The sequence below is a fragment of the Halobellus sp. Atlit-38R genome, from assembly GCF_003665925.1.
Classification (GTDB): domain Archaea; phylum Halobacteriota; class Halobacteria; order Halobacteriales; family Haloferacaceae; genus Haloquadratum; species Haloquadratum inordinatus.
Genome location: NZ_QXIJ01000002.1, coordinates 213,267 through 227,145 on the forward strand (window position 1 = coordinate 213,267; position 13,879 = coordinate 227,145).

Sequence of the window (13,879 nt, forward strand, 5' to 3'; positions counted from 1 at the left end):
GTAAAAACCCACTTACACCGGCGAGATGTCGGCGTCGATGTGGTCCGGTCGTTCGTCGAGGAGGTCGGCGATCCGCTCGCGCGCGTCGCTCTCGCTCTCGGCGACGACGACGAGCCCGTGGGCACGGCCCGTGCCGGTCGCCTGATACGCACGGATCCCGCCTTCCCCCTCGAAGTCGGTGGCGTACGTCCGCAGGACGGTCACGACGCGCTGTTCGGTCGCGGCGAGGTCCGATTCGCCGGCCTCGAAGTCGCTGAGGGCCTCCTCGACGTTCCGAAGGGCAGAGATGCGGTCCATTCTACGTCGTCCGCAGGTAGTTCTGCCGCGGTTCGTAGAGCTCACCCTTTCGCTTGAGGTTCTCGATCTCGTCTTCGGCCTTCGACTCTTCGAGTCCGAGATCGCCGCCTGCCCGTTCGATGACCTCGTCGACCGGCGCGCCCTCCTCGTACTCGTCTTCGAGTTCTTCGATGAGGTGCTTGATGTCCTTGATGCGGTCGCGCTGATTCTTCGAGGTCCCGGTCTCGACGATGTCGGCGTCGAACTCGCCGGTCTCGGGGTCCATCCCGATGTCGCGGAGGCAGGACTCGACGATTTCGGTGACGCGGACCGCGTCTTCTCGCTCGACGGTGTCGGAGAGTCTGAGCCGCGCCGACGCCTCCGAGAGCCTGACGAGCGCTTCGAGCTTCCGGGCCGTCACCGGCACCGGCGCGTCGTCGTCGGCCCCCTTCGCGCGGAAGTCGACGTAGAAGTCGCGGATGACCTCCTTCGCTTCGTCGGTCATCGTCGGGTAGCAGTTGCGCTTCGCGTAGGCGATGTACTTCCGCAGGAGTGTGGCGTCGATGACGGGCGTGACTTCCTCGGTCGCGTCCGCGACTTCCCCATCGGTGAACTCCGAACTCGGCACCTTCGACTTCTGGGTGTGGAGTTCGCCCGCGTAGTTCGTGTTGATGATGTGCTCTGCGAGTTCGGCGTCGCTCTCGGGGTCGGGGTTGTCCGTCACCGTGAAGATCAGGTCGAACCGCGAGATGAGCGCGGGTTCGAGGTCGATCTGCTCGCCGATCGGCTCGTACTGGTCGAAGCGGCCGTACTTCGGGTTCGCCGCGCCGAGCAGCGAACACCGGGATTTCAGGGTCGCGTTGATGCCGGCCTTGGATACCGAAATCGAGTTGTGGAGGACGACGCCCTTGCTCACGAACGTGTTCGTCGGTTCGACGGTCACGTCGTAGACCCACTCACAGGCGTGTTCCCCCTCGTTCGAGACAGTCTCGACGTCGGTCACGCGGTAGTATCGGAGGTCGCATCGCGATTCGAGGGCATCGAGCCGCTCGTCCGCTTCGTCGAGCGCCTCCGCGATCGCGTCCAGGGCACCTGTGCGAAGCGATGCCCGTCTCGCAGCGGTGTAGCCGCCGTCTTCGGCGTAGTGGACCGCGCTCGTCGTCGCGTCCGGGAGCCGCTCGGCGAGCTGTCTGCCGGACCAGCCGATACGATCTCTGGCTTCTGCGAGCGTCGCTGCCGAATCGAGCCCGTTTCGGATTGTTTCGATGCGATCTCGGAGCGACTCGATTTCTGCCTGAACAGCGCTAATTTGGACGCCGTAGCCCTCGTCGAGTGCGGGGCGGAATCGACCGTCGAGGGAGACACCGAGCAGTCGTTTGAGCGATCTGATCTCTCGCGCTGCGCTCGTCGGCAGAACGTCGTGGTGCCGTTCGGTCTCGTTGCTCCGCTCGACGAACGCTTGGGCCTTCTCGTAGCGGTCGTCGGCAGGATCGACGACCGCCGACACGAACCGTTCGGTGGAGTCGCCCATCACGTACGTCTCCCAGGCGTCTTCGGCCGAATCATAGTGAATTCGCGACCCGATACCAAGCTTCGCGAGCGCATCGGCGTAATCCGCTGCGAGACCTTCGGAGGCGGTCGAAAACGACATCGCTTCACTCTCGACGCCGCCATCGCCCGCAAACGCACCGACGAGGAACCGGCGAATCTCTTCTTCGGAGGCACCGAGGACGGCGTCCGGCATCCGTTTGTCCCTCGATTTCCGCATCACGCCCGGGAAGTTGGACTCGAACCACCGGTACAGTTTCGTCGATACCCATCGCTTCGTCGTGGTCCCGGCACCGTTCACCGCGTCCGTGCTTTCGAGACCGAAGATGTCGGCCATCAACTGCGCTGCCCGATCGAGGTGCCTGTCGTCTTGGTTCGAGAACCCGATTTCGTGCGTGCGACCGCCGGAGTACGAGTGTCCTTCGGCCGTCAAGAGCCCCAGCAGCTCCGCGAGGCCAGGCGACATCTCGTCCGGGAGGTCGACATCGCGCTCTTTGCCGCGGTGCTCCTCGTCAGTGAGCGGCCGTGGGGCTGCAGAGTTCGGGAGTTTTCGCGGCGCAGGGACGAAATCGCCCACAGACATCGCCGCGGCATCGACCGTTCCGACCGCTCCGTCGTCGTCGACGAACATCGGATGTTCGGGCGTGACGAGAACCGAGCGACCGTTCGAGAAGGACACCCGAACGAACTCCTCTGGGGCTTCGTGCCTGCTCACGCGATCGACCGAGGTCTTCTCGGTGTCGTTCGTATCGAGATCGACAGTGTGGACGCCGACGTCCTCGACCGGAAGGATCTCGCAGTCGACGCCGTCGACGACGTCCCCCTCGCGCTCGTCCATCATCGAGTCCACGAGCGGACCGATCTCGACGCGACGGCCGTCTGAGAGTAAAACCTCCGAGTTCGGATGGTATGACTGCTGTTCCAGCGCTTCGTGCATTGCACTCCGGTCCTCCGATCGCATCTTATCGAGCTCGTCGACAGCCGCGATCCCCTTGTCCGCCAGCACGAGCGCACCGGCTTCGAGCGTCCACTGCTGGCCGTCGCCGAAGTCGTCGCGGACGGCGGCCGCCGTGAGACCGGCGGACGAACTGCCTTTCCCGGAGGTGTACACCGATCGGGGCGCGATGTTCCGGATGTACTGGAGCATCGCGGACTTCCCCGTACCAGGGTCCCCGATCAAGAGCATATGGAGGTCGCCGCGGATCCGCGAGCCGTCGGGGAGGTGTTTGGTCACGCCCGAAAAGAGCTGGAGGATCATCGCGAGTTTCTCTTGCTCGTAGCCGTAGATCGAGGGCGCGACCGAGCCGACCATCTTCTCGTAGATGTCGGGGTCGTTCGAGAGGTCGACGATCTCCGCGACGTCCTCGTCGGTGATGTCCATATCCTCGAACTCCTCGTCTTCGATCTCGACCGCGACGCCGTCCATATAGAGGTCGAAGATGGGTGTCTTCTCGTTGCCGGAGGTCTGCTGTTCGATGTGAAGGACACCCGTCACGGTGACGTGGTCGCCGGCCGTGACTTCGCCGGTGACGTCGTCTTCGAGGTCGATGTCGATGCTCTGTGGCGTCTCGCCGCCCCGCAGGCCCTCGGGGCTCTCCTGGACGCGGATCTTCTGTGCGTCGATGAACTCGGACTGGTCGAAGTCGACGTGGAACGGCCCCTGGCGCTCACACCCCTGACACTCGTGCGGTTCCTGAAAGCCGCTGTCGGACTGCGGGATGTACGTCATCGTCCCGCAGCGCTGGCACTCGAAAGCGGCCTCGGTGATCTTCGGTCGGACGTCGGTCGCCTTGCGGACGATCCCCTGGACCGCGATCATCCGGCCGATATGATCGTCGTGAACGCGAATGCTGCGGATGTCGACCGTTTCCGGGAGGTGCGCGAGCCGGACGTGCGCGCGGCCGAGTTTGACGTCCGCCGGGAGGTCGTAGAGGCGGAGCGCCTCCTCGGCGTACTCGCGGATCTGGTCGGGTTTCTTCTTGTAGTCTTCGGCCAGTTCCGTATCGAACTTGTAGAGGTCCTCGTAGTCGATGTACAGCGACCGCTGTTCGTTCGGGTACTGCTGGGCGAGCTTGCCGATCTCGTCGCGGTAGTACTTGCGGTAGAACTGGATGAACCGGTCGGTGAGGTCGCGTGAGTCCTGGGGGGCCTGCGCCATCGCACCGGAGTAGGGTTCTCATCGGGTAAGAGTCTTCGCCACCCGGAGCGAAAGTGATCGGATTCCAAGACGACGGCCCGCGGGAAGAAGAATCTACAGCGAAACGTCGGTTTCGATGTCCTCGGTCGCCTCTTCGAGGCCGTCGCGACGGGCGTCTTCGGCGAGTCGCGCCGAGAGGTCGGCGTCGGTAAGCAGATCGGAGAACGCGTCGCGGAAGCGGTGATTTACCTGCCGAGACGCGAGATCTGATTCGGCGACGCGGCGGTAGCGGCGGACCGTTTCGGCGTCGAGGTCGGTGTTCGCGTCCGACGCAGCGTCAGCGTCTGATTTGGCGTCGGCCCCCGACGCGAGTTCGGCGGCCACCGCGTCGTCGTCGACGGCCTCGGCGGAGCGCTGCTGAAGGAGGCTCCGCAACCGATCGAACGAAAACGGCGCCGCGCGGTCCGCGTCGGCGACGAGGTGGAGGTCCATCCGCGCGCGGAACACCTCGTCGGCGTCGACGTCCGCCGACAGCGACTCCGCGAGCGCGGCGTCGGCGGCCGACGACCACGAGTCGGCGTCTGCACCCACCGCGTCGGGGTCGAAGAAGCCACGAACGACGCGGCGGAGGTCCGCGTCCGACAGCGACGACGCGAAGTCGTAGCGCTCGCGCATCGCCGTGACCAACTCCGCGAGTCGCTCCGCGACGGTCGCGTCGTCGGCCGTCGACGAGAGGGAGCCCCGTGAATCCGACTGCGACTCGGTCACGCTCTCCTCGCCAGTCGTCTCCACGAAGATGTCCCGGAGTTCGGCCGTCTTATCGTTCATCAGGCGTTCCTAAGAGCGGCCGGCGTACTAAAGCGTGGCGTCGTAAACCGAATCTTTCATACAGGTTTACGAGACAGTGGCGGGTATGGCAGCAGAGACGGAATCAGTCGAACTCGTCGGCGAGGACGTCGTCGGCAACGTCGCGCGGGCGGCGTTGTTCGCGGCGCTCACCGGCGCGTTCGCGTACGTATCGTTTCCGAATCCGATCTCGCCCGTCCCAGTGAGTCTCCAGGTCCTCGGCGTCTTTCTCGCCGGAGTCTTCCTCGGACCGGTCTGGGGCGGCGTATCGATCGTGTTCTATCTCGCCGCCGGGGCTGCCGGCGCGCCGGTCTTCGCCGGCGGCTCGGCCGGAATCGGCCCCCTGGTTGGCTACACCGCGGGCTACCTCTGGTCGTACCCGATCGCCGCGGCGCTCATTGGCGCCGTCGTCCACGGATTCGACGGCCTCGACGACCCCGAAGTGGTCGCCACGACCCGTCTCGTCGCCGGAATGCTGGCGGGGACGGTCGTCATCTACGCGCTCGGGACCGTCGGCTTCGCCGTCGTCCAGAACGTCGGTCTCGTGGAGGCGTTCACCGTGAGCGCGCTCGCGTTCGTCCCCTTCGAGGCCGTGAAGATCGCCGCGGCCGTCGGCGTCGTCCGCAGTGACGCCGCCGCAGCGGCCTGAATCGCGATGGAAGACGCCGAGATTCGACGGGCAGTGACCCGCAGCAAACGATGACCCGCAGCAAACGATGATCCGCACTGACGGACTCCACCACCGCTACGGGGACGTCGTCGCCGTCGACGACGTCTCGATCACGATCCCGGACGGCGAGTGCGTCGTGCTGGCGGGCGCGAACGGGTCCGGGAAGACGACGCTGGTCCGCCACTTCAACGGTCTGTTGGAACCGAACGAGGGGATCGTGGAAGTGAACGGCCGTCCAGTGAGCGACGACCTCGTCGCCGCCCGGGCCGCCGTCGGGATGGTGTTTCAGGACCCCCGAGATCAACTCGTCGCGGCCACGATCGGCGCGGACGTCGCCTTCGGACCGGAGAACCTCGGCCTCTCGCGCGCGGAGATCGATCGCCGCGTCGAGGACGCGCTGGCGGCCGTGAATCTGCAGGGTCGCGAGGATGAGCGCGTCGGCGAACTCTCCGGCGGCGAGCGCGAGCGCGTCGCCATCGCCGGCGCACTCGCGATGGAGCCGGACCATCTCGTCCTCGACGAGCCGTTCACCGGCCTCGATGCACCGGCTCGCGAGTCCGTGCTCGACCGACTTCGGACGCTCACCGACTCGGGAACGGGCGTCGTGATCGTCACCCACGACCTCCGCGACGTGCTCGGGCTGGCGGACCGCGTGGTCGCGATGGCTGATGGTCGCGTCGTCGTCGACGACGCTCCCGCTGGCGCCCTCGCGTCGCTACCCGAGCACGACGTCCGCGTGCCCGAGGGCGCAGCGAACGCCGAGCGGCCGAGCGCCAACCACCAGGCACCCCAGCGCCGATGCTGACCTACCACCCCGGCGGCTCGCTCGCTCATCGACTCGATCCGCGGACGAAACTGCTCGCACAGGCGGCGTTCGCGGCCGCGGCGTTCGCACACACGACGCCGCGGGGACTCGCCGTGCTCACCGTCCTCACAGCCGCGTTTCTCGCGGCCGGGCGGCTGTCGCCTGCGCGCGCCATCCGCGGCTACCTCCCCGCGCTCCCGTTTCTGGCTGCGGGGCCGCTGATCGCCGCAGTGAATATCGACGTCAGCGCGCTTTCGGCTGGGATCGAGCCGAACGCGGCGGTCGACCCGTTGCTAGCGAGCTATCGGGTGCTCCTCATCCTATTCGTCTCGGCCGTGTACCTCCACACGACGCCCGTTCGGGACTCTCGCGCGGCGATCCAGCGGCTCGTGCCGGGTCGCGTCGGCCGCCTCCTGGGCGTCGGCGTCGCGCTCGTATTCCGGTTCTTCCCGCTCTTGCGTGCGGACCTTCGGCGCGTCCGCGAGGCCTCGACGGCGCGGTTGGGCGACGAGCGTCCGTTGCGTGACCGGATGCGACTCGTCGGGGCTGCCGGCATCCGGCGAGCGTTCGCCCGTGCCGACCGGCTCGCGCTCGCGCTTCGGGCGCGCTGTTTCGCGTGGAATCCGACGCTTCCGGCGCTTCGATTCGGGCGGGCGGACGCGCTCGGATTCGTCGTCGTCGCCGCACTCGTCGGGGCAGCGTTGCTGTGATCGGTCGTGCGTCGGATAAGAGAGACACCGCTGCAAAAACAGGGACGTGTTCGGACCTGCCGACTCGATCGGTCAGTTACGCCTGCAGATACTCCTTCTCGAAGCCCCGGAACTCCGTGCGGTGGGCCTCCTCGTCGGCGAGGAGCGTCACCGCGAGATCCTCCGTCACGGGGTCGTTGGCTTCCTCGGCGGCGTCGATGAGGGCACGGTAGGTCTCGATTGCGTCCTCTTCGGCGTCGAGAACGCCCTCGACGACCGAGAGGACGTCGGTGCTGTCCTGGGGCGGCTGGAGGCTCATCTGGTTCGCCTCGAACTCGGCGGATCCCGGGGGCTGCTCGTCGAGTTGCTTGAGTCGGTTCCCCAGTTGCTCGGCGTGAGTGAGCTCCTCCTGGATGTCCTGCTGGAGTGACTCTTTGATCTCCTCTGCGCGGACGCCGTCGAGGACGATCGAGTTCGACAGATAGTTCATCACGGTCTCGATCTCGTCCTGATAGGCCTTCTTCAACAGCCGGGTAACCTCGTCTGACATAACGTCCGGTCGTTCGACGGCCGGCGACAAGATACTGTCGGCGAGGAGAGGTGAGACGGGTCGGGTGTGCGACGGCGCAGGTCATAGGGAATATCGTAACTGTCGGATATTCTTGCCGTATCGTCCGGCGAGAGACCTATGGAGACGTACGATATCCCGATCAGACGCGCGATCCGTCGACGTCGATGGCGTCGACCGGGCAGATGTCGACACAGAGCATACAGTCGATGCACTGATCCTCGCGCGTCGGTTCGACTTTCTGCTCGGACTCGGGGTGGCCGGGCGTATCGACCCACGTGAACACGTCGACCGGACAGTTCTCCAGACACGCGCCGTCGGCGACACAGAGGTCGTAATCGACCGCGACGTGCATCCCGTGGATCCCCAGTTTCTCCGGCGGATCGACCGGTCCCCACACGTCGACGCCGTTCTCCTCGCCGACCTTCTCGCGGTTGCTGTCGAAGTTCGGATCGATTCCCATTAGGGTTGCCTACTTGCGAGAGAGCAAAAACACCGTCGGTAAGCCGACAGCGGGGTCGAACCTGGATATTAAGATCCACGCCGCACGAGTCCCGCTATGAGACACGTCAACGAACGTGAACTCGAGTGGACCGACGTCGAGCGCGGGGAGACGCACTTCCGGCGGAAGACCCTCGGCGCCGAAACCGACGTCGACGACATCGGGGCGAGTCTCTACGAACTCCCGCCGGAGGCCGCCTCGTGGCCGTATCACTTCCACACCGGGAACGCGGAGGCCGTGTACGTGTTGTCGGGGACCGGGCTGCTCAGGACGCCCGACGGAGAGACGCGCGTCGAGTCGGGAGACTACTGCGCGTTCCCGGCCGACCCCGACGGCGCGCACCGCTTCTACAACGACGGGACGGAGCCGCTCCGCTTTCTCGCGGTGTCGACGATGCAGGATCCGGACGTGACGGTCTATCCAGACTCGGGGAAGATCGGCGTGTACGCCGGCGCGCCGCCCGGCGGCGACAAAGACGAGCGCGTCGTCTCGGGGTACTTCCGCCGCGAGGACGACGTCGACTACTGGGAGGGCGAATCCTAGTCTGGTTACTGCGTCGCCGGTTCGCGGGTCCGGCGCGCGCGACGGACGTACGCGGTGAAGTTCTCGAAGAGCCGCTTCGTCTGGCAGGCCGCGTCGTAGTTCTCGGCGGTGATGCCGTCCAAAACCGCCTGCAGGCGCTCTTCGGAGAGGTCCTTCTCTTTCGTGATGGCGGTCGCCGTCTCGGGGTCGTACTCCGGATGGAACTGGACGCCCCAGGCGTCGCCGCGCCGGAAGGCGTGCACTCCGTAGTCGTTCTCGGCGAGCAGGTCCGCACCCGGCGGGAGTTCCGTGACGGCGTCCGAGTGGGACGTGAACGCGGTGAACGACTCGGGGACGCTCTCGAACAGATCGTCGTCGCTCGTCTGTCGGATCTCGCGGTAGCCGATCTCGTACTCGCCCATATCCTCGACGCGGCCGCCCAGCGCCGACGCGAGGACCTGGTGGCCGTAACAGACGCCGAGGATCGGAACGCTGTGCTCGTCGGCGGCCGCGACGTACTCGATCAGCGGCCGGATCCAGTCGCGGTCCCAGTAGACCGACGAGCGCGACCCGGTGACGACGACGGCGTCGAAGCCGAAGTGCGCCGGCCGCTCGTGTTGCGTCACGTCGAACTCGACGAGGTCGGCATCGAGTTCGCGGCGGAAGTTCCGCGGCGTGTGCTCGTCGCCGTGGGACGCGTCCAGCAGGGCAAATCGAAGTCGGTCGCTCCCCTCTCTCATCGTCATCTCGAAGGCAACGGGGCGAAAAAGGCCTTGCGCCCGTGGTGGGTCCTGCCGGTCTCGCGGACGGCGAGTCGCTGTGGAAAACCTTGCAGCGGCGAAAGAGCGGCTCATACTGTCGGACAGAAGTCCGTGACTCGTTTTGGCCCCCTTGGGGTGCCGATACGCTTCACATCGTTCTGTCCGACAGTATCAGATGTCGGCGAGGAAGCCGAGGAGGTCGTCGTTGACGCGGCGAGACGCCTCCACGTGAACGAGGTGCCCCGCCCCGTCGATCTCGCGGTACGAACCGCGCGGGAGCCCCGTCGCGAGCGCTTCGGCCCGGGCGGACGGCCAGGTCGCGTCCGCGCTCCCGTGGACGACGAGCGACGGGACGGTGATCTCGTAGAGCTGCTCCGAGACGTCGAAGTCGGCGACGGCGGCCGCCTGTGCCTCCCAGGCGCGGCGACTCGCGTCTTCCGCGGCGCGCCAGCCGACCATCTGCTCGACGGCGTCGGGGTGGGCGTCGACGAACTGCTCGGAGAGCCCGGCGGCGAGCGAGCGTTCGAGGTCGGCCTCGTCGTCGGGTGCGCCCCACAGCGGTTCGAGATCGAGGCCGTCGCCGCGAGCGGCGGTGCCGACGAGAGTGAGGCTGTCTACGCGCGAGGTGTCCAGAGCCGTGTGAAGCGCGACCATCCCGCCGAGGCCCGCACCGACCACGTGCGCGGAGCGGACGCCTGCGTCCGAGAGGATCGTCGTGAGGTCGTCGCTGAGATCTTCGACGGTGTACGGACCAGACGGGGCAGCCGAGCGGCCGGCACCGCGGAGGTCCGCGACGAGGCTCTCGTAGGGACCGGCGACGGCCGCGTGTTGCCAGCCCCACTGCCACGCGCCGTAGCCGATGTCGCCGACGAACGCGACGGTGTCGCCCGTGCCAGCCGTCTCGTAGTACAGGTCGACGCCGCCGTTCGAGGTCGTGGGCATACCCGAGAATCGGCGAGGCGCGGTTTATGCGTCTCGGAGCAGTGCGGCCGGGTCCGCGATCTGGGCGATCGATGGTCTGCCCAGCGTCGCTACTCGCGGCGACGAACGGTCCAGTCGTCCTCGCCGCCGTCGCACTCGACGACGACGTCGAAGAGCGTTGTGAGCAGGTCGACGGTCTGGTCGTCCTGAATCGTCGGGTCGAGATAGAACTGTCCGGCCGAACCGGTCGTCTGTATCCGCGTCGTGAGCACGTGGAGGAACCGGTAGACGACCTGTGGGCTCGTATACTGGAGGAGTACCGTCAGCGACTCGACAGCCACGACGGCGTTGGACCACTCGTTCAGATATGGAGTCGTTTTGACACCGACGCCGGTGAGATTCGACGGGGTCGCAACCGTCTCGACGCCGAGGTCGCGATCGCCGAGATCGTCGTCACCCAATTCGGGCGTCGTGATCACCGTGGCCGCGGTTGGGTCCGCGCCGAGCGCATCATACCACTCGTCGTACCACTGGGCGGGTCGCTGGGAGAACGAGACACCGAGGAGTTCGACCTCGCTGGGGTCGTCGACGAGCGCGCGCTTGCAGGTGGGGTCCTCGCTGGCGGCCGTCTGCGGTCGCAGTACTAAGACCGCTTGGGCGGCGTCGATCTGGGATACAGCACCCTCTATCGAGGACACAATGTTACTTAGCCGACATATGTCGATAACTCTTCCGTCGAACGAGGGCGTTGCCGGAAGTCTCGCAGCGAACGGAGATCGAGTTACGCGCGCTGCACGGCGCGGAGGATTTCGGGGGCCTGTTCGAGCACGTCGTCGAGGGCGTCGACGTCCGGGCCGCCGCCCTGCGCGAAGTCCGGCGGACCGCCGCCGCCACCGCCGACTTCGGCCGCGAGTCGGCCGACGACTTCCCCGGCGTTGATGCCGACGTCGTCCGGAACGCCGACGACGAACTGGGCGCTACCGCCAGCCCCGGAGCCGAGCACGGCGATCTTCCCCTCCTCGACGAGGGCGTTCGCCGTCGCGCGCAGTTCGTCGGCGTCGCCGTCGAGGCGCTGGACGACGGCGGGCGTCTCGTCGATCTCGATCTCGCCCTCGTCCGCGGCGGCGCGCGCCTCCGCGAGTTCGGTCTTCAGGCGGTCGATCGTCTTGCCGCGCTCCTTCCACTCGGTGAAGAAGCGCTCGGCCGTCTCGGGGACGTCTTCGGGCGTCACGTCCAGCACGTCGGCGGCCTCGTAAAGCGCGTCTTCGGTGCGCTGAGTGGCGTCGATCGCGGCGTCGCCGGCAGCGAAGACGATGCGTTCGACGCCGTCCTGAACCGGTTCGGTGGTGAGGATCTTGATCGCGCCGATGTCGCCGGTCCGGCCGACGTGCGTCCCACCACAGGCCTGCACGTCGTCGCCGACGGTGATCGTGCGGATGTTCTGTCCCGGCGGGATCCCGCCCTGATAGAGGTCGAAGCCGTACTCCTCTTCGGCCTCGTGGCGGTCGGGCCAGTCCTGTTTCACCGAGAGATTTCGCATCACGACGTCGTTGGCGACCGCCTCGATCTGCTTTACCTCCTCGCGGGTGATCCGCTCGTAGTGGGCGACGTCGAGCCGGGCGCGGTCGGTTCCCTTCTGTGCGCCGGCCTGTCGGACGTGTTCGCCGAGCACCTGTCGGGCAGCGTACCCGATGACGTGCGTCGCGGTGTGGTGCCGCATCAACCGACGGCGACGTTCGACGTCGAGTTGTCCGCGGACGAACTCGCCTTTGCCGGGGTTGCCGTCGGCCCGGTGGAGGACGACGCCGTCGCGGATCTGCACGTCCGTCACCTGCACGGTGGTGTCGTCGGTCGAGATCGTCCCGTGGTCGGCAGGCTGACCGCCGCCTTCGGGGTAGAACATCGTCTGATCGAGGACGACGTCGTAGCCCTCCTCGCGCTCGATGACGTCGAGGACGACCGCCTCGAACTCCGTGCGCTCTTGATCGTCGTAGTAGAGTTTCTCCGTCTCGGGGAGGTCCGCGAGGCGATCGCTGCGTTCGGCGGCCGCACGGGACGCGCCCTCGCCCTCGTGGCGGTCGGCGACCAGCGAGTAGAAGTCGTCGGGGACGTCGACGGACGCGCCGTGGTCGGCCGCGATCTCCTCGACCATCTCGGGTTGGATCCCGTGGGAGTCGTACAGTTCGATGAGTTCTCCGACGGGGATCGCCTCGTCCTTCTCGGCGTACTCCGCCGCCAGCGTCTCGACCTTGCGACGGCCGCGTTCGAGCGTCTCGCGGTACTTCCGTTCCTCGGTGCGGACGATGTCGCGGACCGTGTCGCGGTTCTCATAGCCGAGGCGTTCGGCCTGCATATCGACGAGTTCGTCGAGCGGCGCGTCGACGCCGACGTCGTCGACGAGGCGCTTCGTCCGACGGAGGACCATCCGGGCGAGATAGCCCGTCCCGACGTTCGAGGGGACGATCTCGTCGCCGAACATATACGCCAGCGTCCGGCAGTGGTCGGCGATCGCGTAGATCGTCTCCAGCGGTTCGAGCAGTTCGGTCAGTTCGTCGGCGTCGACGTCGAGTTCGTCGGCGACGTCGGCGCGCGCCGCAGTCAGGTCGTCGACCTCGTCGATGTCGAGATAGCCCGAGAGCTTCGCCGCCCGATGGACGAGTTCCTCCTCCTCGTCGGTCAGCGAGACCCCGGCGTTCTCCTTGAGGAAGTCGATGGTGTCGGGGTAGACGGCCTCGTAGACCGTCGGCGTCCCCTGTGAGACCCACGTCCAGCGTTCGAGGCCGTAGCCGGTGTCGACGATGTAGGTGTCCATCGGCGAGTACCGGTTGCCGTCTTTCATCTCGTATTCGCCATCGTCGTCCTGTTCCATCGACATAAAGACGAGCGTGGCCAGTTCCGCGCCGCGGTAGAGGACCTCGAACGCCGGTCCGGCGTTGCCGCCGCCGACCCACGGGTCCTCGATGTAGGTGATCTCTTCGAGGTCGGCGCCCATGTGCTCGAAGAACTGGTCACAGAGTTCGACGGTCTCGTCCTTCCAGTAGACCTCGCCGGAGTAGGCGTACTCGTCGCCGGCCTCCTCGCGGGCGTTGAAGGCGTGGTGGGCCATCATCTCGAACGCCATCGTGTGACGCCCCGTCTTGCCGACGTTGTCGATGTCCTGCATCCGGATGCAGGGCTGGGAGATACACAGCGGGTTCGCCGGTGGCGGCGTCTGCCCGCTCGTGACGAGCGGCTGGAAGTCGTAGATCGACGCCTGGGTGAGCAGCACGTCGTCGCGCCAGCGGTTGGCTGCAACCGGGTACGGCTCGATACGCTCGTGGCCGTGCTCCTCGAAGAACGAGAGGAACTTCTCGCGCATCTCTTCGAGGGAGTACTCCTCGTCGAAGCCGGGGGTGTCGATGAAGGAGTAGTCGTCCGCGGGCGGCTCACCGCACGTCTCGCGGTCGGGGTCGCGCGTCCAGAAGTGGACGCCCGTCACCGGACACTGCTTCCGGTGGAAGCCCTCCTCCTCGAAGTAATCGAGGCGATACTCCGCTTCGAGTTCACTCATTACCCGTCAGTTGACCCACGACCGGGTAAAACAGTTCCGGGTGCAGGAGACAGAGCGGACGGCTACGGGGGGTTTCGGGTGAAA

At 66.5% G+C, this 13,879-nt stretch carries 13 protein-coding genes; 4 read left to right on the forward strand and 9 right to left on the reverse strand.

Annotation, left to right across the window (positions count from 1 at the left end):
* Positions 1 to 12 precede the first annotated feature (12 nt).
* The 3 genes from D3D02_RS03670 to D3D02_RS03680 all read right to left on the reverse strand — a co-directional run bounded on the left by D3D02_RS03670 (position 13) and on the right by D3D02_RS03680 (position 4,789).
* On the reverse strand, positions 13 to 297 hold the full coding sequence (locus D3D02_RS03670) for a hypothetical protein (RefSeq protein WP_121568627.1): 285 nt from the start codon (positions 295 to 297) through the stop codon (positions 13 to 15).
* Position 298: 1 nt separating this feature from the next.
* Entirely contained in the window at positions 299 to 3,982 is a 3,684-nt protein-coding gene (locus tag D3D02_RS03675; RefSeq protein WP_121568628.1) for an LAGLIDADG family homing endonuclease, read from the reverse strand.
* A gap of 93 nt (positions 3,983 to 4,075) precedes the next feature.
* Positions 4,076 to 4,789 carry a conditioned medium-induced protein 4 gene (locus D3D02_RS03680; RefSeq protein WP_121568629.1) on the reverse strand — a complete coding sequence of 238 codons (714 nt, stop codon included), beginning with the start codon at positions 4,787 to 4,789 and terminating at the stop codon, positions 4,076 to 4,078.
* 85 nt (positions 4,790 to 4,874) lie between these two features.
* Between D3D02_RS03680 and D3D02_RS03685 the strand changes: the two genes are divergently transcribed.
* The 3 genes from D3D02_RS03685 (at position 4,875) to D3D02_RS03695 (ending at position 6,992) form a co-directional block, all read left to right on the forward strand.
* Positions 4,875 to 5,456: a biotin transporter BioY gene (locus tag D3D02_RS03685; protein ID WP_121568630.1), complete on the forward strand. Its 582-nt coding sequence runs from the start codon at positions 4,875 to 4,877 to the stop codon at positions 5,454 to 5,456.
* Between the two features lie 67 nt (positions 5,457 to 5,523).
* Positions 5,524 to 6,282, forward strand: a complete 759-nt coding sequence (locus D3D02_RS03690; RefSeq protein WP_121568631.1) for an energy-coupling factor ABC transporter ATP-binding protein — start codon at positions 5,524 to 5,526, stop codon at positions 6,280 to 6,282.
* Positions 6,276 to 6,992 (forward strand): energy-coupling factor transporter transmembrane protein EcfT, encoded by a 717-nt coding sequence (locus D3D02_RS03695; RefSeq protein ID WP_121568632.1) that lies wholly within the window; start codon positions 6,276 to 6,278, stop codon positions 6,990 to 6,992. The genes D3D02_RS03690 and D3D02_RS03695 overlap by 7 nt, the downstream gene beginning before the upstream one ends.
* Positions 6,993 to 7,068: 76 nt before the next feature.
* Here the strand turns inward: D3D02_RS03695 and D3D02_RS03700 are convergent, their stop codons facing one another.
* Together D3D02_RS03700 and D3D02_RS03705 are read right to left on the reverse strand one after the other, a co-directional pair.
* Complete coding sequence (locus D3D02_RS03700; protein ID WP_121568633.1) at positions 7,069 to 7,521, reverse strand: ferritin-like domain-containing protein; 453 nt, start codon at positions 7,519 to 7,521, stop codon at positions 7,069 to 7,071.
* Positions 7,522 to 7,681: 160 nt separating this feature from the next.
* On the reverse strand, positions 7,682 to 8,002 hold the full coding sequence (locus tag D3D02_RS03705; RefSeq protein ID WP_121568634.1) for a ferredoxin family protein: 321 nt from the start codon (positions 8,000 to 8,002) through the stop codon (positions 7,682 to 7,684).
* 96 nt (positions 8,003 to 8,098) lie between these two features.
* Between D3D02_RS03705 and D3D02_RS03710 the strand changes: the two genes are divergently transcribed.
* Positions 8,099 to 8,584, forward strand: coding sequence for a cupin domain-containing protein (locus D3D02_RS03710; RefSeq protein ID WP_121568635.1), 486 nt, complete (start codon positions 8,099 to 8,101; stop codon positions 8,582 to 8,584).
* Between the two features lie 5 nt (positions 8,585 to 8,589).
* Here D3D02_RS03710 and D3D02_RS03715 read toward each other — a convergent pair whose 3' ends face one another.
* From D3D02_RS03715 to alaS, 4 genes are all read right to left on the reverse strand, one after another.
* Positions 8,590 to 9,303 carry a type 1 glutamine amidotransferase gene (locus tag D3D02_RS03715; protein ID WP_121568818.1) on the reverse strand — a complete coding sequence of 238 codons (714 nt, stop codon included), beginning with the start codon at positions 9,301 to 9,303 and terminating at the stop codon, positions 8,590 to 8,592.
* Between the two features lie 192 nt (positions 9,304 to 9,495).
* On the reverse strand, positions 9,496 to 10,266 hold the full coding sequence (locus tag D3D02_RS03720; RefSeq protein ID WP_121568636.1) for an alpha/beta fold hydrolase: 771 nt from the start codon (positions 10,264 to 10,266) through the stop codon (positions 9,496 to 9,498).
* Positions 10,267 to 10,355: 89 nt separating this feature from the next.
* Positions 10,356 to 10,943: a hypothetical protein gene (locus D3D02_RS03725; protein WP_121568637.1), complete on the reverse strand. Its 588-nt coding sequence runs from the start codon at positions 10,941 to 10,943 to the stop codon at positions 10,356 to 10,358.
* Between the two features lie 83 nt (positions 10,944 to 11,026).
* Positions 11,027 to 13,795: an alanine--tRNA ligase gene (gene alaS, locus D3D02_RS03730; RefSeq protein ID WP_121568638.1), complete on the reverse strand. Its 2,769-nt coding sequence runs from the start codon at positions 13,793 to 13,795 to the stop codon at positions 11,027 to 11,029.
* Positions 13,796 to 13,879 lie beyond the last annotated feature (84 nt).